24 protein-coding genes, 1 pseudogene and 1 riboswitch are annotated in these 22,940 nt (G+C 53.1%); of the genes and pseudogenes, 9 read left to right on the forward strand and 16 right to left on the reverse strand.

The genetic code is table 11. The features are described 5' to 3' along the window. Positions 1 to 20: 20 nt before the first annotated feature. From metH to ABS784_RS06765, 3 genes are all read right to left on the reverse strand, one after another. Complete coding sequence (gene metH / locus ABS784_RS06755) at positions 21 to 3,431, reverse strand: methionine synthase (RefSeq protein WP_352511863.1); 3,411 nt, start codon at positions 3,429 to 3,431, stop codon at positions 21 to 23. Then, positions 3,424 to 5,271 carry a bifunctional homocysteine S-methyltransferase/methylenetetrahydrofolate reductase gene (locus tag ABS784_RS06760; protein ID WP_352511865.1) on the reverse strand — a complete coding sequence of 616 codons (1,848 nt, stop codon included), beginning with the start codon at positions 5,269 to 5,271 and terminating at the stop codon, positions 3,424 to 3,426. The genes metH and ABS784_RS06760 overlap by 8 nt, the downstream gene beginning before the upstream one ends. A 71-nt stretch (positions 5,272 to 5,342) precedes the next feature. Then, positions 5,343 to 5,445: riboswitch (SAM riboswitch) on the reverse strand. A 113-nt stretch (positions 5,446 to 5,558) separates the two neighbouring features. Continuing rightward, a complete protein-coding gene (locus tag ABS784_RS06765) occupies positions 5,559 to 5,942 on the reverse strand; it encodes a DUF7577 domain-containing protein (RefSeq protein WP_011230221.1) in 384 nt (127 codons plus the stop codon). A 323-nt stretch (positions 5,943 to 6,265) separates the two neighbouring features. On the opposite strand from ABS784_RS06765, the gene ABS784_RS06770 reads away from it, so the two are divergent. The 4 genes from ABS784_RS06770 to ABS784_RS06785 are packed head-to-tail and all read left to right on the forward strand — an operon-like array spanning position 6,266 to position 10,007. Beyond that, positions 6,266 to 7,327: an ABC transporter ATP-binding protein gene (locus tag ABS784_RS06770; protein ID WP_352511867.1), complete on the forward strand. Its 1,062-nt coding sequence runs from the start codon at positions 6,266 to 6,268 to the stop codon at positions 7,325 to 7,327. Next, the gene (locus ABS784_RS06775; protein WP_033845532.1) at positions 7,324 to 8,133 is read left to right on the forward strand and encodes an ABC transporter permease; all 810 of its coding nucleotides are present in this window, start codon (positions 7,324 to 7,326) and stop codon (positions 8,131 to 8,133) included. The genes ABS784_RS06770 and ABS784_RS06775 overlap by 4 nt, the downstream gene beginning before the upstream one ends. Next, positions 8,130 to 8,933, forward strand: coding sequence for an ABC transporter permease (locus ABS784_RS06780; RefSeq protein WP_131873599.1), 804 nt, complete (start codon positions 8,130 to 8,132; stop codon positions 8,931 to 8,933). Before ABS784_RS06775 ends, ABS784_RS06780 begins: the two co-directional genes overlap by 4 nt. Beyond that, on the forward strand, positions 8,934 to 10,007 hold the full coding sequence (locus ABS784_RS06785) for an ABC transporter substrate-binding protein (protein WP_131873601.1): 1,074 nt from the start codon (positions 8,934 to 8,936) through the stop codon (positions 10,005 to 10,007). Positions 10,008 to 10,476: 469 nt separating this feature from the next. Here the strand turns inward: ABS784_RS06785 and ABS784_RS06790 are convergent. From ABS784_RS06790 to ABS784_RS06800, 3 genes and pseudogenes are all read right to left on the reverse strand, one after another. After that, positions 10,477 to 10,680, reverse strand: a pseudogene (locus ABS784_RS06790) (DUF1572 family protein); the annotation flags it as partial. A 62-nt stretch (positions 10,681 to 10,742) separates the two neighbouring features. After that, positions 10,743 to 11,234, reverse strand: a complete 492-nt coding sequence (locus tag ABS784_RS06795) for a YajQ family cyclic di-GMP-binding protein (protein ID WP_011230245.1) — start codon at positions 11,232 to 11,234, stop codon at positions 10,743 to 10,745. A gap of 202 nt (positions 11,235 to 11,436) precedes the next feature. Continuing rightward, positions 11,437 to 11,568 (reverse strand): DUF3941 domain-containing protein, encoded by a 132-nt coding sequence (locus tag ABS784_RS06800; RefSeq protein ID WP_008879040.1) that lies wholly within the window; start codon positions 11,566 to 11,568, stop codon positions 11,437 to 11,439. A 311-nt stretch (positions 11,569 to 11,879) separates the two neighbouring features. Between ABS784_RS06800 and ABS784_RS06805 the strand changes: the two genes are divergently transcribed. Further along, positions 11,880 to 12,284 carry a Fic family protein gene (locus ABS784_RS06805; protein ID WP_483867421.1) on the forward strand — a complete coding sequence of 135 codons (405 nt, stop codon included), beginning with the start codon at positions 11,880 to 11,882 and terminating at the stop codon, positions 12,282 to 12,284. A gap of 56 nt (positions 12,285 to 12,340) precedes the next feature. Here ABS784_RS06805 and ABS784_RS06810 read toward each other — a convergent pair whose 3' ends face one another. From ABS784_RS06810 to ABS784_RS06825, 4 genes are all read right to left on the reverse strand, one after another. Then, entirely contained in the window at positions 12,341 to 13,204 is an 864-nt protein-coding gene (locus ABS784_RS06810) for a DegV family protein (protein WP_352511871.1), read from the reverse strand. Between the two features lie 179 nt (positions 13,205 to 13,383). Beyond that, positions 13,384 to 13,584 carry a DUF3813 domain-containing protein gene (locus ABS784_RS06815; protein WP_014195081.1) on the reverse strand — a complete coding sequence of 67 codons (201 nt, stop codon included), beginning with the start codon at positions 13,582 to 13,584 and terminating at the stop codon, positions 13,384 to 13,386. A 2-nt stretch (positions 13,585 to 13,586) separates the two neighbouring features. Then, positions 13,587 to 13,739 (reverse strand): hypothetical protein, encoded by a 153-nt coding sequence (locus ABS784_RS06820; RefSeq protein WP_011230248.1) that lies wholly within the window; start codon positions 13,737 to 13,739, stop codon positions 13,587 to 13,589. A 345-nt stretch (positions 13,740 to 14,084) separates the two neighbouring features. Continuing rightward, the gene (locus tag ABS784_RS06825; protein ID WP_352511874.1) at positions 14,085 to 14,891 is read right to left on the reverse strand and encodes a Cof-type HAD-IIB family hydrolase; all 807 of its coding nucleotides are present in this window, start codon (positions 14,889 to 14,891) and stop codon (positions 14,085 to 14,087) included. 116 nt (positions 14,892 to 15,007) lie between these two features. On the opposite strand from ABS784_RS06825, the gene ABS784_RS06830 reads away from it, so the two are divergent. The 4 genes from ABS784_RS06830 (at position 15,008) to ABS784_RS06845 (ending at position 18,934) form a co-directional block, all read left to right on the forward strand. Further along, positions 15,008 to 15,775, forward strand: coding sequence for an alpha/beta fold hydrolase (locus ABS784_RS06830; protein WP_011230250.1), 768 nt, complete (start codon positions 15,008 to 15,010; stop codon positions 15,773 to 15,775). Between the two features lie 203 nt (positions 15,776 to 15,978). Further along, positions 15,979 to 16,350 carry an ArsR/SmtB family transcription factor gene (locus ABS784_RS06835; RefSeq protein ID WP_011230251.1) on the forward strand — a complete coding sequence of 124 codons (372 nt, stop codon included), beginning with the start codon at positions 15,979 to 15,981 and terminating at the stop codon, positions 16,348 to 16,350. Continuing rightward, positions 16,340 to 18,466 (forward strand): heavy metal translocating P-type ATPase, encoded by a 2,127-nt coding sequence (locus ABS784_RS06840; RefSeq protein ID WP_011230252.1) that lies wholly within the window; start codon positions 16,340 to 16,342, stop codon positions 18,464 to 18,466. The genes ABS784_RS06835 and ABS784_RS06840 overlap by 11 nt, the downstream gene beginning before the upstream one ends. Positions 18,467 to 18,688: 222 nt before the next feature. Then, complete coding sequence (locus ABS784_RS06845; RefSeq protein WP_011230253.1) at positions 18,689 to 18,934, forward strand: hypothetical protein; 246 nt, start codon at positions 18,689 to 18,691, stop codon at positions 18,932 to 18,934. A gap of 97 nt (positions 18,935 to 19,031) precedes the next feature. Here the strand turns inward: ABS784_RS06845 and ABS784_RS06850 are convergent, their stop codons facing one another. The 6 genes from ABS784_RS06850 to ABS784_RS06875 all read right to left on the reverse strand — a co-directional run bounded on the left by ABS784_RS06850 (position 19,032) and on the right by ABS784_RS06875 (position 22,920). Then, complete coding sequence (locus ABS784_RS06850) at positions 19,032 to 19,778, reverse strand: Fic family protein (protein WP_011230254.1); 747 nt, start codon at positions 19,776 to 19,778, stop codon at positions 19,032 to 19,034. Between the two features lie 193 nt (positions 19,779 to 19,971). Beyond that, positions 19,972 to 20,274, reverse strand: coding sequence for a metal-sulfur cluster assembly factor (locus tag ABS784_RS06855; protein WP_011230255.1), 303 nt, complete (start codon positions 20,272 to 20,274; stop codon positions 19,972 to 19,974). Between the two features lie 22 nt (positions 20,275 to 20,296). Beyond that, positions 20,297 to 21,547 (reverse strand): membrane protein, encoded by a 1,251-nt coding sequence (locus ABS784_RS06860; protein ID WP_020279206.1) that lies wholly within the window; start codon positions 21,545 to 21,547, stop codon positions 20,297 to 20,299. Continuing rightward, positions 21,544 to 21,753 (reverse strand): DUF2249 domain-containing protein, encoded by a 210-nt coding sequence (locus ABS784_RS06865; protein ID WP_013146125.1) that lies wholly within the window; start codon positions 21,751 to 21,753, stop codon positions 21,544 to 21,546. The genes ABS784_RS06860 and ABS784_RS06865 overlap by 4 nt, the downstream gene beginning before the upstream one ends. Before the next feature lie 3 nt (positions 21,754 to 21,756). Continuing rightward, positions 21,757 to 21,990: a DUF2249 domain-containing protein gene (locus tag ABS784_RS06870; RefSeq protein ID WP_014195085.1), complete on the reverse strand. Its 234-nt coding sequence runs from the start codon at positions 21,988 to 21,990 to the stop codon at positions 21,757 to 21,759. Between the two features lie 237 nt (positions 21,991 to 22,227). After that, positions 22,228 to 22,920, reverse strand: coding sequence for a Crp/Fnr family transcriptional regulator (locus tag ABS784_RS06875; RefSeq protein ID WP_011230259.1), 693 nt, complete (start codon positions 22,918 to 22,920; stop codon positions 22,228 to 22,230). Between the last annotated feature and the right edge of the window lie 20 nt (positions 22,921 to 22,940).

Below are 22,940 nucleotides of genomic sequence, written 5' to 3' on the forward strand. Positions count from 1 at the left end.
TCGGCCAGCTCGTTTCCGGCTTATAACACATTGAAATACCGCGCTTCCGGATGGGCGAAGACGATCGCCGAAACCGATGCTTCGGGTTCCATCATATAGCCGTCGGTGAGACGGATGCCGATGTCTTCTGGATGAAGCAGACGGAACAGTTTCTCCTGGTCTTCCAAGTTCGGACAGGCCGGGTAGCCGAACGAGTAGCGCTGGCCCTGGTATTTGGCGGCGAAGCGCTCTTCCATCGTGAAATCGGGGTCGTCCGGGAAGCCCCAACGGTCGCGCATAATTTGGTGGATTCGTTCGGCGAATCCTTCGGCAATCTCGAGCGCCAACGCTTGGATGGCATGGCTTTTCAAAAATTCGCCTTCTTCCTTCCAGTGCTGGGCGAGTTCGCGGACGCCATGCCCGGCGGTGACGGCGAACAAACCGACGTAATCCATTTCGCCGCTTTCTTTCGATTTCAAATAATCGGCGAGGCAAAGATACGGCGCCCGCGGTTGGCGCGGAAAGTCGAACATCTCGAGCACTGTTTTGCCGTCAGTCGGATCGTAAATGTAAACCCGGTTGCCGTCGCTTTGTGCAGGGAAGAAGCGGTAGACGCCGGCGGGCTGAATCCAGCGGCGCTCTTTCGCTTCGGCAACGAGTTCGTCGACGACCGCTTTTAACGCCAACGCTTTTTCGTCTTTCTCTTCAAGCAGCCGTTTCACTTTTCCTTTCAAGCCGAGGTGGTGGCCGAGCACCATTTGCCAGTTGACGTACGGCAACACGTGGTCAAGCGGCACATTTTTTAGCACGTGGCGCTCGAGATCGGCCGGGATGTAGACGGGAACGTCGGTCGAGACGGTCGATTTAACCGCTGTGACCACCGTCGTTTGCCGCGTTGGCTCGCTTTCGGCCGTTTCTTTTTTCTTGTAGTCAATCTCGCCCTGCTGGATTTGGTTGGCAAGGGCAAGCCCGTCCATGGCGTCTTTCGCGTACAAGACAACGCCGTCGTACTCGGGCGCGATTTTGTTTTCCGTAAATTTGCGCGTCAAGGCGGCGCCGCCGACTAAAATGGGCGTTGAGATGCCGGCTTGGCGCAAGTCTTGGGCGGTGACGACCATCTGTTGAGCCGATTTCACAAGCAAGCCCGACAACCCGATAATGTCCGGCTGATGTTCGCGCACCGCTTCAATGAGTTGCTGCGGAGCGACTTTAATGCCGAGGTCGATCACCTCGTAGCCGTTGTTGCTTAAAATGATGTCGACCAAGTTTTTGCCGATGTCATGCACATCGCCTTTGACGGTGGCGAGAATGACTTTTCCTTTTGTGCTTCCTTCTTTCTTTTCCATATACGGCTCTAAAAAGGCGACCGCTGCTTTCATCACTTCCGCGCTTTGCAATACTTCAGCGACGATGAGCTGGTTGTTGTTGAACAGCCGCCCGACTTCATCCATGCCGGCCATGAGCGGACCGTTGATGATGGACAGCGGATCGGAGTAGGTCTCAAGCGCCTTTTCCAAATCGGGAATGAGCCCGTCTTTCGACCCTTCAATAACGTAGCGGGCGAGCCGCTCTTCCAAGCTCAAGTTCGTCTGCGCCGGTTTGGCGGCGGTGATTTTGCTTCGGTAAAATTCGATAAAGGCGTTTAATGTTTCGTCGTTTGTGTCAAAAAGAAGCGCCTCGGCCATTCGCACTTCTTCTTCCGGAATCGAAGCGAACCGCTCGAGCTTCTCGGTGTTGACAATGGCGTAATCGAGCCCGGCTTGCGTGCAATGGTACAAAAAGACCGAGTTCAGCACTTCGCGCCCGGCCGGCGGCAAGCCGAACGAGACGTTGCTGATGCCGAGCATCGTTAAGCAATGAGGCAGCCGCTCTTTAATGAGGCGGATCCCTTCGATCGTTTCTTTCGCCGCGCCGATGTATTGCTCATCACCGGTGCCGACCGGGAAGACGAGCGGGTCGAAAATGATGTCGCGCTCAGGCACGCCGTAGCGGTTCATGAGCAAGTCATACGAACGCAAGGCGATCTCGAGCTTTCGTTCGGCGGTGACCGCCATCCCTTGTTCATCGATCGTCCCGACCACAACGGCGGCGCCGTAGCGGTGTAGCAGCGGCACGACATTGGCAAAGCGCTCCTCGCCGTCTTCCAAGTTGATCGAGTTAATGATCGCTTTTCCTTGCGAATAGGTGAGGGCGCGTTCAATGACGCGCTCGTCGGTTGAATCGATGACAAGCGGCACTTTCACTTTTTTCACGACTTCGCGGACGAACTGCTCCATGTCATGGAGTTCGTCGCGGTCTGGGTCGGCGAGGCAAATGTCGATGACATGGGCGCCGTTTTTCACTTGGGCGCGGGCGATTTCCGCCGCTTCTTCGTATTTCCCTTCGGCGATGAGGCGCTTGAATTTGCGCGAGCCGATCACGTTTGTCCGCTCGCCGACAAAGAGCGGACGCATCGTTTCATCATAGATGAGCGCCTCGATGCCGGAAACGGCGTGGACATCAAACGAAGACGGAATCGCCCGCGGCGGGAGATCACGCACCGCTTCGGCAATGGCGCGGATATGATCCGGCGTCGTGCCGCAACACCCGCCGACGATGTTGATCCATCCCTTTTCGGCAAAGCGGCGGATTTTCTCTGCCAGCATATTCGGCGTTTCATGATAGTGGCCTTCCTCATCCGGCAGACCGGCGTTCGGGTAGCAGCTGACCGCCGTGTCAGCGAGCGAGGCGAGCGTGCGCAAATGGTCGGTCATAAACTCCGGACCGGTTGCGCAGTTTAAGCCGACGGCGATCGGCTTCATATGGCGCACCGAGATGAAAAACGCATCGATCGCCTGCCCGGCGAGCGTCGTGCCCATCGGTTCGATCGTGCCGGAAATCATGAGCGGCACGCGGCGGCCGACCGCTTCAAACGCCTTCGAAATGCCGAGAAAACCGGCTTTGACATTCAGCGTATCTTGGCACGTCTCGAGTAGGAGAAGGTCGACGCCTCCTAAGAGCAGTCCGCGCGCTTGTTCTTCGTAGGCGGCGACGAGTTCTTCAAACGTTGCGCCGCCGGTCACCGACAACGTTTTCGTCGTCGGCCCCATCGAACCGGCGACAAAGCGCGGCCAGTCCGGGGTGGAGAACGACTCAGCCGTTTGTTTGGCAAGTTTGGCCGCTTCGATGTTCAGCTCAAGCGCCAAATGACCGAGGCCATATTCGTCAAGCACGATGCGTGTCGCTCCGAACGTGTTCGTTTCAATGATATCAGCACCGGCTTCTAGGTACGCTTCATGAATGCGGCGGATGACATGCGGGGCGGTGAGGGTCAAATATTCGTTGCACCCTTCATACGCCTCGCCGCCAAAGTCGGCGGCCGATAGGTTGGCGCTTTGGATCATCGTGCCCATGGCGCCATCGATGACAAGAATTTTTCTTTGCAGTTGCTGTTCTAAGGTGACGTTAGCCATGAACAACCTTCCTTTCTTTGGCGGCCGCTTCTTTTTCGTGAATGTAGCGGACAAGCTCGACCGTCATGTCGTAGCGCAAGAACGGCGTGATCAAATAAATGCCGTTAAACAAATCAAACGCAGCGTCAATGAGCGATTTGGCGATAGCGATGCCTTCCTTGGCTGCTTGCACCGGGTCGCCGCCGCAGGCGGCCATGCGGGCGCGAATCTCGTCAGAGAGCGTAATGCCCGGCACTTCATGATGCAAAAAGTCGGCGTTGCGCGCGCTCACAAGTGGCATAATGCCGATGTAAATCGGCGTGTCAAGATGCTTGGTCGCTTCGTGCACTTCAACGATTTTCTCTTCCGAGTAAATCGGCTGGGTCAAGAAATAGTGGGCGCCGCATTGAATTTTTTTCTCCATTCGCTCAACTGCTTTATCCAAATGGCGGACGTTCGGGTTGAACGCAGCGCCGATCGAGAAGTTCGTTTTTTGCCCAAGCGGTTTGCCCGAGTACGACAGCCCTTCGTTAAACTGGCGGATCAAGCGGATCAAATCGAACGATGATAAATCATACACCGACGTTGCTCCTGGGAAGTCGCCGATTTTCGACGGGTCGCCGGTAATGGCGAGCACGTCGGTGATGCCGAGCGTATGCAAGCCCATCAAATGCGACTGCAAGCCGATCAAATTGCGATCGCGGCATGTAATATGCACAAGCGGGCGGATGCCGAGCTGCTCCTTGATGATCGTGGCGACAGCGGCGTTGCTGATGCGCGGCGTGGCGAGCGAGTTGTCGGCCAACGTCAGCGCATCGATGCCGGCGTCATGGAGCGCTTTCGCCCCAGCAAGAAACTTGTCAATCCCCAATTTTTTCGGCGGATCCAGCTCCACAATGACCGAGCGGCGCGTGCGGGCAAGCTCGGGAAGGGGAGATGGGGCGGGCCGATCCGCTTGCACTGATACAGACACCGCGCGCCGTTTCACCGTTTTTTCCGTCACCGGCGTTCGGTCGGAGAGCGCTTTTGCCATCGCTGCGATATGCTTCGGCGTCGTGCCGCAGCACCCGCCGATCAAGCGCACCCCTTGGTCGCGGAACGCTTTGGCTGTTTCCTCGAAATATTCAGCGTTCGTCTCATAGACAAGCCGGCCATCGCGGTAATCCGGGAGGCTCGCGTTCGGATACGCCGACAAAAATGCCTGCTTCGGCAGCGGCACTTCCTCGAGCGACCGAAGCATATGATATGGACCGAGACGACAGTTCAGTCCGATGACATCGGCCCCGAGCGCCTCTAGGCGGGCAAGGGCGTCCGCGAGCGGCGTGCCATCTTGCAAGACGCCGACTTCATGGAGCGAGACGTGAGCGATAATCGGCAAGTCGGTCTCTTTGCGGGCGATGGCAAGCACCGTCTCCAACTCTTCCAAATCGTAATACGTCTCGAGCAGCACGCCGTCGACTCCTTCAGCCAGCAGGACAAACAGCTGCTCGCGAAACGTCCGTTTCACTTCTTCGAGCGTGACGACGCTTTTGTTTAACGTGCGCAGCCCCCCGATCGTCCCGAGCACGTACGCCCGCCCGTTCGCCGCTTGCCTGGCGAGCCGCACCGCCGCGCGGTTGATGGCCGGCACCTCATCTTCAAGGCCGTAGCGGGCGAGTTTCACATAGTTGGCGCCGTATGTATTCGTCTGAATGACGTCGGCGCCCGCGGCGATATACGCTTCATGAATATGGACGATTTCATCTGGATTGGATAGATTCAATTCTTCAAAACAACGGTCAATGCCGTGCGAATATAAAAGCGTTCCCATCGCCCCGTCGGCGATGAGAATGCGCTCTTTCAACTTATCCAGCAATCCCACGTTCGATTCCCCCGTTTCTCCGTAGTAAAAGAAAAAAGCCTTCTATAAGAAGAAGACTTTTCATTCGCTTCTTCTTATCTTCCAGGCTTCCGCCTGTCTGGATTTAGCACCTTGGCCGCGGGCCAGGTTGCTGAGGGTTCACCGGGCCAGTCCCTCCCCCTCTCTTGATAAGAATGTCCGTATGCAATTGTGCGGCAGCGTTTTGATGATTACTATATAATTTAATGTATTTTTCGAAATTATTCAATACGGTGAAGCGAGGAAATTTCAAAAAAGAATTTCTCGGATCAACGGAGAAGCTCTTTTCCACATTGGGGGCAAAATTGGAAATTGTGCTGCACATGCCCGCCGCAATGAGGGCAATGCTTGTTTGGCTGTTTATGGCTTCCAAATCGGACGTTCAGCGGGTCGGGCTCTTCCTCGCTGTCGACAATGTCCAATAAGGACATGCGTTGTTTTCCCGTCGCATTTTTGTAATGGTAAAACGCTTGAAATACGCCGATGGCGATGACGACAAGGCCGAAAAACGGAAAAAAGCGGGCGGCGGGAAACGGCGAGTCCGCGGTGATGGAGAATGCCATCACCATCCAAAAGATGCCGAACAACACAGCGGCGATGCTGCCGAAGAGTCCTTGCATCGACGGACCGCGGCCGGGTTTGATGCTTTTCAATTTCATTCCTCCCTAACAGAATTCATAGATATATTATAATAGAAAAAATTGGTTTTTACCATGTTCACATAGAAACGTTTGAGCCGATAGAGGCAAAAATATTAGATTTTTAATTGGATTTATTTTTCAATACCTTGATTATGTCTTGTAAGAGAGGAAAACGGGCGGTATGTTGCCTTATCAATTGCATCATCGACCATTTTTCGCTTCTTAAGCATTGGCATGGGTGGGAAGACCGTTCAACGATCGTTTTGTCATTGCACTTTCATTGTCTCTATGTTCTAATTAGGAATGATGGAGATGAAGAAGACGGGGGGCTGGAAGTGAACGGGGAAGAGATCATCCGCTTCGAGCGAGTGACAAAGGAATACGACGGCACGGTCGTATTGGATGATGTGAGTTTTGCGATGGAGCGCGGGAAGTTTTATACGCTGCTTGGGCCGTCGGGGTGCGGGAAGACGACGATTTTGCGGCTGATTGCCGGGTTTATCGAACCGACGCAAGGAACGATTTATTTCCATGGAAAGCCGATTCAAAACGTCCCGCCGAACAAGCGGCAAGTCAATACCGTTTTTCAAGATTACGCCTTGTTCCCGCATTTGGACGTATTTGAAAATGTCGCCTTTGGTTTGCGCATTAAAAAAATGAAAGAAGCGGACATCCGCCAAAAAGTGAGCGAAGCGCTCCGGTTTGTCAACTTGGAAGGCTATGAGCGCCGGCGCATTCAAGAGATGTCCGGCGGTCAGCGCCAACGCGTCGCGATTGCCCGGGCGATTGTGAATGAGCCAGAAGTGTTGCTCTTGGATGAGCCGCTATCGGCCTTGGATTTGAAGCTGCGCACGGAAATGCAGTATGAACTTCGCGAACTGCAGCGCCGATTGGGCATTACGTTTATTTTTGTCACGCATGATCAAGAAGAAGCGCTGGCGATGTCCGATTACATTTTTGTTCTGAATAAAGGGAAAATTCAGCAGTTTGGGACGCCAAAAGAGATTTACGATGAACCCATTAACCGGTTTGTCGCCGATTTCATTGGGGAATCGAACATTTTATCGGGGCGCATGATCGAAGATTTCCTCGTCGAATTCGCCGGCAAGCAGTTTGCGTGTGTCGACCGCGGTTTTGCGCCGAACGAACCGGTTGATGTCGTCATCCGTCCGGAAGATTTGGAACTCGTGGCGCCGGGAGACGGCCACATTGTCATTCGTGTTGATTCGCTCTTATTCCGAGGCGTCCATTACGAAATTTGCGGCTATGATGAAAACGGCAACGAATGGCTTGTCCATTCGACGAAAAAGGCGGAAGTCGGGGAAACGGTCGGCCTCCGTTTTGAACCGGAAGCGATTCACGTCATGCGAGTCGAATGGGAGGATGAGGGCGCATGACGGAACGGGCGTGGCGAAACTGGTATTTAATCCCTTATGGCATTTGGTTGGTGTTGTTTGTCATCGCTCCGATCGTCTTTTTATTATATGAATCGTTTTTGGATATAGACGGACATTGGACAGTGGCGAATTATGAAAACGTGTTGACGCCCATTTATTTGAAAATGATGGCGTATTCGTTTTGGTACGCGTTTTTGATTACCCTTGTGTCATTGTTGATCGGCTATCCAACCGCCTATTGGCTGACGAAAACGCGCCACAAGCAGTTATGGCTGTTGTTGCTTATTTTGCCGATGTGGGTGAATTTGCTGCTGAAGGTGTATGCGTTTTTAGGGCTGTTCGGCACATATGGACTGGCCAACGCTTTTTTGCAGGCGATCGGCCTCGGGGCGCGGCAGTTGTTGTTCACCGATTTCAGCTTTGTGTTCGTCTCTGTGTACATTTTTATTCCGTTTATGGTGCTGCCGATTTTCAACGCGCTGGAGGAGCTGCCGCCATCGCTTGTCGATGCCGCCCGCGATTTGGGCGCTTCGGCTTGGACGACGTTCCGCCGCGTCGTCTTCCCGCTCACGCTTGGCGGGGTGAAGGCCGGCTGCCAAGCGGTGTTCATCCCGGCGTTGTCGCTGTTTATGATTACGCGCCTCATTGCGGGCAACCGCGTCATTACGCTCGGCACGGCCATTGAGCAGCACTTCCTCGTCACCCAAGATTGGGGAATGGGGGCGACGATCGCTGTTGTGTTAATGATCGCGATGGCGGTCATCGTCGTCCTGACAGGAACCGGAAGGAAAGAGGGAAGCCGATGAAACGGACGCATTGGTGGGGACGTGTGTACCTGTTAGCCGTGTTTGCCGTGATGTATACGCCGATTGTGTATTTGATGTATTATTCGTTCAACAGCGGCGGGACGATGCACGATTTTCAATCGTTCACGTTTAAATGGTACCGCGACGTGCTGTCCGACGACCGCTTGCTCATCATCGTTTTGAATACAATCGTCATCGCGCTGCTGTCGGCGGCGGTCGCGACCATACTCGGGGTCATCGGGGCGCTCGCCATTTACTATGTCAAGCGGCAGCGGACGAAAAACGCCCTTCTTGCTCTCAACAACGTGTTGATCGTCAGTCCGGATGTCATCATCGGCGCTTCGTTTTTGTTGCTGTTTACGGTGGCCGGCATCAAGCTTGGGTTTACATCCGTGCTGTTGTCTCACATTGCTTTTAGCGTGCCGATTGTCGTGTTAATGGTGTTGCCGAAACTCGAGGAAATGAGCCCGACGCTGATTGATGCGGCTAGAGATTTAGGAGCAGGGCCTTGGCAAGTGCTGTCAAGCGTCGTGCTGCCGTTTTTGGCGCCAAGCATATGGGCGGGCTTTTTCATGGCGCTTACGTATTCGCTCGATGACTTTGCCGTGACGTTTTTTGTCACGGGAAATGGGTTCTCGACGCTGTCGGTGGAAATTTATTCGCGGGCGCGCCAGGGCATTTCCTTATCGATCAATGCGCTGTCGACGCTGCTATTTTTATTTACGATGCTGCTTGTCATCGGTTATTATGTGCTCAGCCAAAAAGGCGGCCGAATGTACGGGATAGGGGGGCGAAAGTAGGTGAAACGGCTTGTCCAAGGGTTTGCGGCCGTGTTCATCGCGGCGTTCGTCCTCATGTTCATCACCCACCGGTTGAGCGAAGCGGAAGGGTACGGCGGAGGCAAAACGGTGACCGTTTACAACTGGGGCGATTACATCGACCCAGCGCTCATTCGGGAGTTTGAAAAAGAGACAGGGTGGAAAGTGATTTACCAAACATTCGATTCCAACGAAGCGATGATGGCGAAAATCGCCCAAGGCGGGGCGACGTTTGATGTCGCCGTTCCGTCCGATTACGCCATCAGCAAAATGATCGAGGAAAACTTGCTGTTGCCGCTCGATCACGACAAGCTGCCGAATTTACAATATATCGAACCGCGGTTCCTCAACTTGCCGTTTGACCCGCACAACCGGTATTCAGTGCCGTATTTTTGGGGAACGGTCGGCATCGTCTACAACCGCGAGATGCTTGGCGGCAAGACCATCACAAGCTGGAACGACTTATGGGATCCGAACTTGCGCAATCAAATTTTGCTTGTCGACGGAGCGCGCGAAGTGATGGGGATGGCGTTAAACAGCCTCGGCTATTCGCTTAACGATACGAACAAAGCCCATTTGCAAGAAGCAAAGCGGAAACTCGATCGACTCATGCCGAATGTGAAGGCGATTGTCGGCGATGAAATCAAGCTGCTTCTCGCGAATGAAGAGGCGGCCATTGGCGTCGTTTGGTCGGGTGATGCGGCGGAAATCATCGCCGAAAACGACAAGCTCGACTATGTCGTGCCGAAAGAAGGATCCAACCTATGGTTTGACAACATGGTCATTCCGAAAACAGCGAAAAACATCGAAGGAGCGCACGCGTTTATCAATTTTATGCTCGACCCGAAACACGCGGCGCAAAACGCCGAGTATGTCGGCTATTCGACGCCGAATCGCGCGGCGCTTCGCTATTTGCCAAAAGACATCGCGGCCGATCGGCGCTTTTACCCCGATTTGGATTCAGCGAGGCATCTCGAAGTGTACGAAAACTTAGGAAAACACATGCTCGCCTACTACAACGAGCTGTTTTTGGAGTTTAAGATGCAGCAAAAGTAACCATATAGATGCAACGAAATCGTTTCACATATCCTTGACGGAAAAAGTGGCTTATCCATTTTTGACTGTCGAAGGCAAGCCACAGGCTTGCCTCCGTCACGCTTTAGCGTGACGGAAGACCGAACAACGACTCGCTTCACAGACCCATTCATGGGTCTGGAAGCGGCGTTGTTCGGTCACTCGACAGTCGGATGCAATGACCGGTAAAAACGAAAAGTGTTAAAGCTTTACATTGCATCTATACAATCAGAGCAGGCGCCGCCCTCTGCAATAGGGAGATGGGCGCCTGCTTGGCGTTTGCGTAAAGGGTTGCGCCGCTTCCCTAGCGTGCGGGAACGAAGAAGCCCATGGGCGGCTTCACATACAAGAAGGGATCGGACGCAGGGAAGAAGAATAGAAAGACATGATATGATGAAAAAGAGGAGGTGGGAACGTTGCCCAATCATTTGCCTATGGAAGAAAATGTGATGATCGTGACCGTCCGCAACAAATCCGTTTCTTGCAGTTCGTTCAGCGTCTGAAAGAAAGCAGACCACCCCTTTTCCCAGCAAGCCAGCACTTCTTTGCGCGTATGGAAGTCGTTGATAAACTCATCATCGCGGTTTCGGTCCGGTTTTTCCCCATCCGACGACAAAAAGTCTGTCCAGCGCGACACCATATTTCCAGCATAATAATCGTGAGGTAAATAGTTTTATACTAAACACAAAAAAGCGGATGGAGGCTTGCCTCATCCGCTTATCGATAATTCACAAACTGCACCTCAATCGGCAAATCCGCTTCGCGAATGGCGGCGATCACCTTTTGCAAGTCGTCTTTGCTTTTGCCGCTGACGCGAATTTGGTCATCTTGCACTTGGCTTTTCACTTTCAAGCCGGTGTTCTTGATGATCGTGGTGATTTTTTTCGCGTTTTCTTTGTCGATCCCTTGGACAAGCTTGGCGCGCTGGCGCACTGTGCCGCCTGCGGCCGGCTCGATTTTGCCGTATTGGATGTTTTTCGTCGCCACCCCGCGTTTAATGAGCTTGCCGATGAGCACATCTTTCAGTTGCTCAAGCTTAAACTCGTCGTCGGAGATGAGAACGAGCTCGTCTTTCTCGAGCGAAATGTCGCTTTTGCTTCCTTTGAAGTCGTAGCGTGTTTTGATTTCTTTCATGGCGATGTTAATGGCGTTCGCCACTTCCGACAAATCGACTTTGGATACGATATCAAACGAACTTTCTTTCGACATACGTGACCTCCCGGGCGTGTGATGTACTTTCACTATAGAAAAAGGTGGGAGGAAAGACAACAATGATCAAAGGGGCAAGAAGGTTAGTTTCGTCCTTTATCCGGAAGAGGCCGGCATGTAGCACCATGCTGAAAGCGGGACTTGATGCAGGGGGAACAATGTGAAAAAGGCGGTGTTTCGGCCGCCTTTTTTGTCATTTTGCTCACAAATGATCCGTCTTCTTCGAATACGCGAACTTCCCGGCTTCGCGGTTTTTCTCGCGCATCATGTTTTTCTCATGGCGCTTCGCTTGGTTGTCGCGCGCTTTTTTGTCATTGTCGCTCGTGTTTGGCATCGGCAGCCCCCTCCTTTTGTTTCGATCGTCCATCATTAGTATGCGGTAAATGGAAATGAACTATATGGAAATAGGGGAAGGTAGTTTGTGGAAAGATAAATTGAGAATTTTTCTTAACAAATGGTTCGCTTCAGAGTATAATTAAGTACAAAAATAGAGATAAATGTTTGTAATAGGGTAAATATAGGTGTTTAACGATCATTTTTTATCTAAAATGTTCGTAAAGGGGAATGAAAAATGAAACGAAAACCGTTTGTCCCCTTCAAGCTTCCTCTTAGCGAAGATGTCGTGAATCAAATGCGTTTTCTTTTTTGTCAGCGATGTGCTGGGAACGGGATAAGCACAAGTATTACCGCTATTTGAATGATACCCGCTACAAAGGCGACTGGACGCAATGGATTCAGTTTTTCTTGCAATGCGTCCATTTACAAGCGAAACAAAATGTTCGCTTGATTCAAAAAGTAAACGATTTGTATGAAGAGGATTTGGAAAAGGCAAGTGCGCTTGTGAACAGCCATAATATTCGAACCGTTGTCAATGTCATGTTCCAGCACCCGATTTTTACCGCGAACATGATGGCGGAGTTGACCGGTTTGCCGGAAGCGACGGTTCGGCGCTATTTGAATCGGTTTGAGGAACAGCAACTCATTTTCTCGGATGGCCGGATGCGGTCCAAAACGTACTACTACTACAACCTTCTTGATCAACTTCGGTGATGAGGACAGGCGCCTGTGTTGTGCAGGCGCCCGTGTTTTGTCCGGCGGGAAAGGCGTCAGATCTCAATATATTTGTTCAGAAAAAAGAGGGCAATCGTCCCCGGTCCGGCGTGTGCGCCGATGGCGCTGCCGATGTCGGAGAGGAAAAAGCGCGTGCAGCCGTGCGTTTCTTCGATCATTTGTTTCAGCTCCAAGGCGGTTTCTTCGTCATCGGCATGGCTGATGCCGATCGTTTGCTTTTGCAGATCGTCGCCGCGCTCGCCCATCAACTCGACCATGCGTTTCAACACTTTTTTCCGCCCGCGCAGTTTTTCAAGCGGAATAAGCGCCCCGTCTTCGACATGGAGAAGCGGCTTGATGTTGAGCAAGCCCCCAAAGGCCGCGGTGGTTTTGCTGATGCGGCCGCCGCGCGCGAGGTAGTCCAAGTTGTCAACGGTGAAAATGTGTTCCATATGGCGGCAATACGCCTCGATCGTTTCACAAAGCAAGTTGTACGGTGTGTTTTGTTTCGCCAGCTCGACCGCTTTCATGACGGCGAGCCCTTGGCCAAGAGAGGCACATTTCGAGTCGATGATCGTCAGGCGAAATTCCGGATATTCATCAAGCAGCTCGCTGCGGACGGCCATCGCCGTTTGGTATGTACCGGATAATTTCGATGAAAAGGCGATGTAAAGGCATGGCCGGTTTTCTTTGGCGTATGGCAAAAACAGCTCCTTCATCGCCAGCGGGCTTGGCTGTGCCGTTTTCACCGTATGCCCTTGGCGCATGGCGTCATATACTTGCTTCGGCTCGATCGTGATGCCGTCTTCGTAATCTTGGCCGTTCCAATGAACGACAAGCGGCAAAAAGGCGATTTGATGCTCGCGGATGTACGACTGCGGCAAATCGGCTCCGCTGTCGGTGATGATTTGAATGGACATGGTTCGTCCCCCTTTTTGTGAACAAAAATGAATATAGTATAGCCGCATCGAATGAACGGGCGATTTTGGCCGGTGAACAGCGATTCATTATCTTCTCTTAGTGTAGCGGTTTTTCGGACGGAATACAATGGAAAATCTCGAGCGGGCGAAAGAAACAGCTGCGGGAAGACCGCAGCCGTTTAGTGGGTGAGCTCATCAAGCTCGGCTTGAAATTGACGCAACTGCGCTTTTTCCGCCGTGTTGGAATGCGCATAGGCAGATGACAAGGCGTTTTTGGCGATGGCAATGGCGCGGTCGACGTTCATGTCGATTTCGCCGTTAGCCGCTTGTTTGGCCTGCGCGACCGCTTTGCGCGCCTCTTGGAACAGGCGGTTGCCCATCGCTACGCTCCTCCAAGCGACGTTTCCATCGCTTTTTCCGCTTTGCGCGCTTCCGCCTCGGCGTACGTTAAATGATAAGGGATTCGCTTGTCATGCCGTTCAACCGCATCGACGCTTTGTTGGACGAAACGCTTCGATTTGTTTCGTTTGCCCATGACGGATTCCCCCTTTAAAATATGAAGACGCGCGTTGCGTCACGTATAGTGTAACCGCACGGGGGGAACAGTAGTAAGGAAATTCGTTACAACACAAGTCGCTCTACAAAGCGGCAAGGCGGTTGGAGCAAGGCGAAAAGAGAAGCATCAGCCAGCGTTTAGATTGTAGGAAGCAGATAAGGCTGGTGATGGAACGCGGAAAACGCTCCAGCAAAGCGTTCGCCAACGGAGCAGCATCGAAACAGTTCTTTTTTCTGTTCATGAACATTTTGGAGAAACGCGCTTTTTCATCCATCTTAATCGACGGCGCCAAAAAAGGCGGCTCGGAAGCCGCCGCGATGGAAACTACAAACGAAGCAAATCCTGCAAATATGCACCGACGCCGTCTTCTTCATTGGTTTTTGCCACATCGTCGGCAACGGTTTTCAACGGTTCGATGGCGTTGCCCATCGCAACACCGAGACCGGCCCAGTCGATCATCTCGAGGTCGTTGTCTTCATCGCCAAAAGCAATGACGCGCTCCCTTGGGATGCCGAAATAGTCGGCGACTTGTTTTAAGCCTGCAGCCTTATGGACGCCATGGCGGATGATTTCAATGACATGCCACGGTTCGCTCCAGCGCCGTTGGTGGATGACGTTGGCGTACACATTCGCTAAGTGTGATTGAATCCGCTCGATATGATCATCGTCCGTGTACACGAGCACGCTCGTCGGATCTTTGCCGAGCGAGCGGCGCAAATCACCGATTTCCACGGTCGGGTTGCCAAGGCGGACGATGTCAAGCAACACCTCGTCATGTTGGTGGAAATAGACATCGTCTAACACTTCGGCCATCATATTCTTGATTCCATAGGATTCGCTGATTTCAACAATGTCTTTGACGATCGCAAGCGGCAGCGGGTAATGGTGCATGCCCCACGACGGCTGGCGCGGATGGTGGACAAACGCGCCGTTGAAATTGACGATCGGCGTTGCAAGGCCAAGTTCTTCGTAGTACATGGAGCTTGCCCGGTACGGGCGGCCGGTGGCGATGACAACAAAATGGCCGGCGTCGATGGCGCGGCGGATGACGTCTTTGGTAAATGGAGAAATCGTTTTATCCTCTTTGAGCAACGTTCCATCCAAATCCAACGCGATTAAATACGGCTTCATGTCCGACTCCTTTGCCCTCGTTATTCTTTACACTACATAGTGTAACTCTTTTCCAAAATCGCTGTCCATATGGTAAACTATACAGCGATGGAAAAAGAAAAGGGGTTTGTGCAACCATGGTGATCATTGAACAGGAACAGTTGGCCGGCGTGCCGGTTCTTCACGTTGTCAAGCCGGAAAAGCGGGACGAACGGCTGCCGCTGATTTTCTTTATCCACGGCTTTACGAGCGCCAAAGAACATAATTTGCATTTCGGCTACTTGCTCGCCGAGGCGGGCTACCGCGCTGTGCTTCCCGACGCGCTGTTTCACGGTGAACGGGACGAAGGCTTGAGCGAACGGAAATTGCAGCTGTCGTTTTGGGACATTGTTGTGCGCACGATCACCGAAATCGAGGAGATGAAAAACGACCTTGTAAGCCGCGGGCTGGCTGACCGAGAACGGATTGGGCTCGCTGGGACATCGATGGGCGGAATCGTCACGTTCGGCGCGCTCGCCGTCTATCCGTGGGTGAGGGCGGCGGTGGCGCTCATGGGCTGCCCGAACTACAGCGCCTTTTTTGATGAGATGATTGAAGAAGGAAAGCGGCGCCAAATCGACATTCCGCTGCCGCCGACGCTGCTTGCGCTCGAAAAAGAAAAGCTCGCCCGCTACGATTTATCCAAGCAGCCGGAAAAACTCGACGGCCGGCCGCTGTTCATCTGGCACGGGAAAGCCGACCAAGTCGTCCCGTATGCTTATACATATGAGTTTTACAAGCAAATTAAACCACTTTATGAAGGAAACGAAGACCGGCTGCAATTCATCGCCGACCCGCACGCCGGCCATAAAGTGACGCGCGAAGCGTTTTTGGAGACGGTGCGCTGGTTTCGCGAGCATGTGTAAGCAAAATCGGCAATGAGGAAACGAACATGTTTGTGGGTCAGCTAAAGCGTGCTTCACAAGAGGGAATCCGCCTTTTAAAAACAAAAAAGGCGGATTTTTCGTTTGAACACATTTTTTATTCAAATGAATATTTGAATATAAGGGGGAGATATGCTATTCTATATTCAAACGAATATTTGAATATTGACAAGGAGCGAGAAGGAATGCACCGTCATGATGTGTGCGACGTTTACTGTTATGACGAAGAGAAGGTCGAGCGGGTTCAGCGGCGGCTTCGTGATGAAAACATTGCCGCGATCGTGCCGTTTTTCAAGGCGCTTGCCGACGAAAATCGGGCGAAGATCGTGTATGCGCTTTGCGGTGAAGAGGAGTTGTGCGTCTGTGACCTAGCGAACGTCATTGGTGCGACGGTGGCGACGACATCGCATCATTTGCGCATCTTGTACAAACAAGGCATCGTGAAATATCGGAAAGAGGGAAAACTCGCCTTTTATTCACTGGATGACGACCATATTCGCGAGCTGCTGCTTGTCGCGCTCGCCCATCGGAAAGAGGGGGACGGCCGTGGGGAATGAACAAACATTAGATCGGCTCGAGGCCAAAACATACCGCGTGCAAGGACTGACGTGCACAAACTGCGCAGCTAAGTTTGAGCAAAACGTGAAATCCTTGCCCGGCGTGAAAGAGGCGAAAGTGAATTTCGGCGCCGCCAAGCTCACCGTTTGGGGCGAGGCGACGATTGATGAGCTTGAACAAGCGGGAGCGTTTGAACGCCTGAAAATTCGTGAAGAACGCGAGCGCACCATCCGGCGGGAGCCGTTTTGGAAGAAGAAAGAGAACAGGAACGTCCTTGTCTCTGCTGTATTGCTTCTGATTGGCATTGCGGCCGATGCGGCGGACAAGGGGATGCTGGCGATTGCGATGTATTTGGCGGCGATCGTGATCGGCGGCTACTCCCTGTTCTGGACGGGGCTCCGGAATCTGGCCCGCTGGCAGTTTGATATGAAAACATTAATGACGATCGCTATTCTCGGTGCGGCGGCGATCGGCGAATGGCAAGAGGGAGCAGTCGTTGTCATTTTATTTGCCATCAGCGAAGCGCTCGAGAGCTACTCGATGGATCGAGCACGGCGGTCGATCGCCTCGTTGATGGAGATGGCGCCCGCTGCAGCGACGATTCGGCGCGGTGCGGAGGAGGTGACCGTTCCGGTCGAAGACGTTCGCGTCGGGGATGTCATGATCGTCAAGCCGGGTGGAAAAATCGCTTTGGACGGCATTGTCATAAGCGGCGCCTCCACAGTGAATGAAGCGGCGATCACCGGCGAAAGTCTGCCGGTGGAAAAAGCAGTGGGGGATGCAGTGTTTGCCGGGACGCTGAATGGAGAAGGATTCCTCGAAGTTGAAGTGACAAAGCGGGCGGATGAAACGACATTGGCGAAAATGATTGATCTTGTAGAAGAGGCGCAAGCGGAGCGGGCGCCGTCGCAAGCGTTCGTCGACCGGTTTGCTCGCTATTATACGCCGTTTATTATCGTGACCGCGCTTCTGATCGCCATCGTTCCGCCGCTCGTGATGGGCGGGGAGTGGCTTGATTGGATTTACCGCGGTCTTGCCGTTCTTGTCATCGGCTGCCCGTGCGCGCTCGTCATCTCCACCCCGGTGGCGATTGTGACGGCCATCGGAAACGCGGCTCGGCGCGGCGTGCTCATCAAAGGCGGCGTGCATCTCGAACAAATCGGCCGGCTGCGTGCCGTTGCCTTTGATAAAACCGGGACGTTGACGAAAGGGAAACCAGCCGTGACCGATGTCGTCGTGTATGAAGGAACACGTGAGCAGCTGTTGGCCATCGCCGCCGCCATCGAAAAACGGTCGCAGCACCCTTTGGCTTCTGCCATCGTCCGCAAAGCGGAAGAAGAGGGAGCACCGTTTCTTGATGTGGCCGTCGAGGAGTTTCAATCGCTCACCGGCCAAGGAGTGAAGGCGGTGATTGCGGGGAACACGTACTATATCGGCAGCCCCGCTTTGTTTACCAGTTGGATCGGGAAGTTGCCCGATGAAGCGGAAAAGCAAATCTCTGCCTTTCGGGACGAAGGAAAAACCGTGATGGCCGTCGGCACGGCCGATCGGCTGTTGGGGCTTGTCGCCGCGGCCGATCAACTGCGGCCGTCCGCCCCGGAAACGGTCGCCGCGCTGCGGCGCCTTGGGGTGGCGGAAGTGGTGATGGTGACGGGCGACCACGAGCAAACCGCACAGGCCATCGGCCGTCAAGCGGGCGTATCCGATATTCGCGCCGAGCTCCTTCCGGAACAGAAGCTGGCGGCGATCCGCGAGCTGAAAGAACGTTGCGGCATGACCGCCATGGTCGGCGACGGGGTGAATGACGCCCCTGCCTTGGCCGCGGCCGATATTGGTGTGGCGATGGGCGGGGCGGGGACGGATGCCGCCTTGGAAACAGCCGATGTTGTGCTCATGGCCGACGATTTGCGCCAGTTGCCGTACACCGTCCACCTTGGGCGCCGAACGCTTGCCGTCATCCGGCAAAACATCGCCGTCGCCTTAGGGCTTAAAGTGCTGGCACTCGTGGCCGCCGTCCCGGGCTGGCTCACCCTTTGGCTCGCGGTGTTCGCCGATATGGGCGCGACGCTGCTAGTGACACTCAACAGCATGCGCCTATTGCGGGTGAAGGAATGAGACGGGGCTGCGGGCAGCGAGATACATCGTCCCACTTAGAAGAAGTGCATTTGTCCTCTCTCATGAAATGCGTGGAAAATATGGGTGCTTTCTGACGATGAGAGACGGTATAATGAAGAGGAAAACATCACAGCTGATTAGGTTGAATGTTTGGGGATAGCGGCTGTTGGATGGAACCATCGTTTTGGTCTGTTCATGAAAATCGTGGGGAAGAGGGGCGTCATGAAGGGATCTCGAAAAGAAGAGAGGCATGAAACGCAACGGACAGAAGAGATTCAACGGATGGATGACCGGGTGTTTTCGCCGGCCGAAGAGTTGGATCGGATCGCCGCGGGAGGGGCGATGAAGCGGGAAGCCCTCGATTGGCGAGGATTTCCCCGGTGGATTCGATATGTCGGATACATCGCCTTCGCCTTTTTTGTCATCGTTCCTTTGATGGCATGGTTGTGGAACGTGTTGCTTGAATAGCCGATCAAACGCCAACCGGAGGCGGGTCTCATGGAGGAGAAAAACAAACGACACGGAAATGCCCGTTGTTCCGTGTCGTTTTGTTTGCGCTCTGTTGTTAATCCTCCATCCCTAAAGCGTACAAGTAATGGCGCAAGCTTTCTTCGACACATGCGGCGATCAGTTGAATGAACGGAGTGACCTCACCTTTGACGCTCGCTTTTTCCAACGCTTCGTAATACTTCCGGCGCTGTTCCGGGTTTGCTTTCACAATAGCGGGCGGATAGCCATGCTGCATTAAAATGAAATTCATCATTAAGCGGGCGGTTCGTCCGTTTCCGTCAGCAAATGGATGAATGTATACGAGCTGAAAATGGAAACGAGCCGCCAGTTCGATTGGATGAAGAGCATGTTGATTCGTTTCATACCAAGAAAACAATTGATTCATTTCATCTTGTATATGCAAAAAGTGAGGGGGGGTGTACGAGCTGCCGGAAATGCGCACATTGTATGTTCGATATTTCCCGGCATTTTCATTGTCAATGCTCTTTAATACTAAATAATGGACCTGTTTCAACACGTGCTCAGTCAAATGTTCTTTGTTTGCGACTAACTCTTCAATAAAGTCAATCGCCTCCGCATGGTTAATAGCTTCCAAATGTTCCTTAAGCCGTTTCCCGCCAATGGTAATCCCTTCTTCTATGACTAGCTTTGTTTCCAGCAAGGTTAACGTATTGCCTTCGATGGCGTTCGAATGGTACGTCCATTCGATCCGAAATGATTCCCGCAAGTTTTTCACCAACCCTGGAGGCAAAGGGCGCAACGCATCCAACCGTTGTTTCAGCTCGTCGATTTTGGCAAACATCGCTCTCACCTCTTGGTATATGATTCGCGGCCTCGATTCGTTTTTCCTTTAAATAGCCAAGCGATGGCTCTCGTTTTTTCTATTATGATACAAAAATAAAGGGCGGGGAGTGTTCAGCAGTTGCAGAACAATGAAACAACCGCCCGCCCAACACGGGCGAACGGCGAAAAGGGGATGGAAAAAGTGGAGTGTTTCAAGAAAAATGCCCAAGCTGCCGGAGCGCTTCTTCGCTCATCCGCTCGGGCGTCCATGGCGGGTTCCATGTCACTTGGACGCGCACGTCACGGATGCCGTCAATGTGCTCAAGCGCCCGTTTGACGCCGCCGGCGATCGAGTCGTGAAGCGGGCAGCCGGGGGTCGTGAGCGTCATCAGGACATTGATATGCCCATCTTCGATTTTTAAGTCATAAATCAACCCTAAATCGACGACGTTAATGCCGAGCTCCGGATCAAGGACCGTTTTCAGCTGTTGAATGGCAAGTTCGCGGACATCCATCGTTCTTTTCCTCCTCATTCGTTTATTTTCGGAAGACCGTTAAAATCGTTCCGGCAAAGGCAACGCTTAATCCAGCCAACAGCACTTGAGTGATGGCGAACAGCGGCACGCTCGCGACAGCAAGCGCAACGGCCGCCAGCGCGAGGGCGATGAGCCATAGGCGGCATTGGACGGTGACGGCTCGCTCATTCATCATTTGTTTTAACGTCGGCACGTTTTGTTGGCCGACTTTTTCGCTGTAGCGATGCGTCCACCATAAAAACGGCACGATTTTGAACAAATAGCCGACGATGCTGAAGAGAATCCAGCCGACAATGAATAGATAAACAATGATGCCAAGCAGCCGTCCGCTGCCGACGACGATGGCGACAAAGGCGGCAACGTGCAGCACAAGGCCGATGACGATGGCCGAAAGCGAAAAGCGGAACGGGCGGTCAAGCGTTTTTTTCATCCGCTTTTGCAAAATGGCGCGGATATGCCAGGCGAAAACAACGAATCCGCTCATGAGCAAGGCTGCACCGGCTGCAAGCCATGCGTGGCTTCGCAAGAATAAGCTGGCGAACGCCACCGCAATCCCGCTGATGTACAGCGCATAGACGTAACGCGCCGGCCGCAGCGAAAAGCCGTGGGCGAGCGAGAACATCGGCGCCATTTTGTACGAAAAGCCTATGATGAGCAGTGTGAACCAGCCGCACAGCCCGAACAGCACATGCAAGCCGAACACCGTTTCATGACTGTTGGCGCCTGTGGCGGCGAAAAAGTGAAAGGCAAGCAGCCCTCCGGCGGCGCCCGTCAGCAGCAAAAACAACAAGGAAGTCGCGACAAACAGCGTCATGATCGTTTTGTTTTTTTGTTGTTTTAATGTCATCGCCATTTGCCAGACAAACAGCACGATGCCGAACAGCAGAAGCAAGCCAGGGAGAAACGCCTGGTTTGGCGTAAACGCTAAACTGGCGGCAAAGGCGACGATGCCGAGAGCGGTGATCGCAAACTGCCAAAAACCGAGCCGCTCGCTCCAAATCGGCGTCAAAAAGGCGACCGGAACGAGCTGGTACATCGCCCCCATGGCCGTCATCAATGCAAAGCCAAGCAACGCCAGGTGGGCCGCCGCCCACACGAACGGCAGCCGGAACGCGCCGCTGCTAAGTGAGGGAATCGCTCCAAGCAACATAAGCTGCGACGCGGCGAACGCCAACACGGCGAACATGATAAACGAGAACGGAAGACGGACGTCTGTTTCCGTCCCCGTGCGAGTAGGAAACACGTTGCTCATCCTTTCGTAATGCGGATTTCAAAACTGCCGTCTTCGCGTGCGACCGTCTCGTGCCGGTAGCCAAGCTCGTCAAGCTGCTCGTACAAAAACATCGGGCGGCGATCGTTAATGATCGTCAGCGTCTCCCCAGGATTCAGCTTAGCGAGGGCAGCGAGCGTCCGCATCATTGGCTGCGGCGGCTCGAGTCCGCGGTTATCGAGGATCATCGGTCATCCCCCCTGTTTGACAAACGTTACTCTCCAATGTTTTTTCTCGATTTGTTCGGCCTCGTACGTAAATCCTTTCGCTTTCATAATCGGAAACAACGGCAGCGGCTTGAACGGGGCGTGTAAAATGAACGTATCGCCCGGCTGCAGCGGCTTGATGGCGTTCATAATTTTTTCAAACGGCTCACGTTTCTGCCGCAAATCTTCGCGCACATCGAGTTCAATCGTCACACCCATGCGCTTTCCCTCCTTTTTGACTATCATGATAATCATTTTCACTGTGGAATGTTGTGATATAGCTCACATCTTTCGGCCGAAACATGACATATTCCACTTTGGAAAAAAGGTTTCGTTTTCGTTTGAAAGGGCGGAATAGCATGTTCCAGAAAGATGGGCTTGCCGAAATGTTTGAAAGGAAACCCCATCAGCTCCATTGCGCATCCCGACCGGTGCCGGACGATGGGGAAAAAGGAGTTAGAAAAAGATTTCTTGTTCGAGCCCTTCGCGGTCAATCAAATAAAAGCCGTGTTCGTCGACGTCAATCAGCCCTTTCCGTTTCAGTTGGCTCAACGTGCGGCTCACCGTTTCCCGGGCGGTGCCGATCATGTTGGCCAGCTCGCGGTTTGTCACATGGGCGGTGAGACGGTGCCACTTCCCTTGTTTGACGGCGTTCGTGCGCGTCAGCCGCAACAAAAGCAACACGATTTGTTCGTACGTATTATGGAGCACTTGCGCTTCGAGCCGGTTTTGCAAGTCGACGATTTTTTCGCCCATGACGCGAAACAGTTTTATGCAAAGTTCAGGGCTCGCCATCAGCACTTGTTCGAAATCGTGGATCGGGATCGCGATCAATGTCGCTTCCTCGACCACTTCGGCGTGGGCCGGATAGGTGCCTTTTAAGAAAAAGCCGGCATGCGGAAACATTTCTCCCGTCTGCAAAATCGAAACGATTTGTTCTTTCCCGCTGAAGTCCGTTTTATAAATTTTTACCGTGCCGGAATGAATGAAATAGACTCGCTCGAGCGGGTCGCCTTGCATAAAGACAAACGTCCGCGGCTTGTAAACGCGCACGTGGGAAATGGCAACCAGCGAATCAAGCTCGTAATCGGACAGTTCACGAAACAACGGAACAGCTTTTAAGCGGTCTTTCATCCAATGGTTCGCCATGGCGTTCTCTCCTTTGGAAA

The sequence above is a fragment of the Geobacillus sp. G4 genome (genome assembly GCF_040327975.1).
Lineage (GTDB): Bacteria > Bacillota > Bacilli > Bacillales > Anoxybacillaceae > Geobacillus > Geobacillus thermoleovorans.

Bases quoted from the DNA above. Each gene is read 5' to 3' on its own strand.
- ABS784_RS06865 (WP_013146125.1), bottom strand. From the start codon at position 21,753: ATGATCCTCGATAACCGCGGACTCGAGCCGCCGCAGCCAATGATGCGG.
- metH (WP_352511863.1), bottom strand. From the start codon at position 3,431: ATGGCTAACGTCACCTTAGAACAGCAACTGCAAAGAAAAATTCTTGTC.
- ABS784_RS06780 (WP_131873599.1), top strand. From the start codon at position 8,130: ATGAAACGGACGCATTGGTGGGGACGTGTGTACCTGTTAGCCGTGTTT.
- ABS784_RS06855 (WP_011230255.1), bottom strand. From the start codon at position 20,274: ATGGATGTCCGCGAACTTGCCATTCAACAGCTGAAAACGGTCCTTGAT.
- ABS784_RS06875 (WP_011230259.1), bottom strand. From the start codon at position 22,920: ATGGCGAACCATTGGATGAAAGACCGCTTAAAAGCTGTTCCGTTGTTT.
- ABS784_RS06825 (WP_352511874.1), bottom strand. From the start codon at position 14,891: ATGAAGCCGTATTTAATCGCGTTGGATTTGGATGGAACGTTGCTCAAA.
- ABS784_RS06860 (WP_020279206.1), bottom strand. From the start codon at position 21,547: ATGAGCAACGTGTTTCCTACTCGCACGGGGACGGAAACAGACGTCCGT.
- ABS784_RS06850 (WP_011230254.1), bottom strand. From the start codon at position 19,778: ATGTTTGCCAAAATCGACGAGCTGAAACAACGGTTGGATGCGTTGCGC.
- ABS784_RS06845 (WP_011230253.1), top strand. From the start codon at position 18,689: ATGAAGGGATCTCGAAAAGAAGAGAGGCATGAAACGCAACGGACAGAA.
- ABS784_RS06820 (WP_011230248.1), bottom strand. From the start codon at position 13,739: ATGGGCAAACGAAACAAATCGAAGCGTTTCGTCCAACAAAGCGTCGAT.
- ABS784_RS06810 (WP_352511871.1), bottom strand. From the start codon at position 13,204: ATGTCCATTCAAATCATCACCGACAGCGGAGCCGATTTGCCGCAGTCG.
- ABS784_RS06870 (WP_014195085.1), bottom strand. From the start codon at position 21,990: ATGGGTGTGACGATTGAACTCGATGTGCGCGAAGATTTGCGGCAGAAA.
- ABS784_RS06795 (WP_011230245.1), bottom strand. From the start codon at position 11,234: ATGTCGAAAGAAAGTTCGTTTGATATCGTATCCAAAGTCGATTTGTCG.
- ABS784_RS06775 (WP_033845532.1), top strand. From the start codon at position 7,324: ATGACGGAACGGGCGTGGCGAAACTGGTATTTAATCCCTTATGGCATT.
- ABS784_RS06835 (WP_011230251.1), top strand. From the start codon at position 15,979: ATGCACCGTCATGATGTGTGCGACGTTTACTGTTATGACGAAGAGAAG.
- ABS784_RS06830 (WP_011230250.1), top strand. From the start codon at position 15,008: ATGGTGATCATTGAACAGGAACAGTTGGCCGGCGTGCCGGTTCTTCAC.
- ABS784_RS06800 (WP_008879040.1), bottom strand. From the start codon at position 11,568: ATGCCAAACACGAGCGACAATGACAAAAAAGCGCGCGACAACCAAGCG.
- ABS784_RS06815 (WP_014195081.1), bottom strand. From the start codon at position 13,584: ATGGGCAACCGCCTGTTCCAAGAGGCGCGCAAAGCGGTCGCGCAGGCC.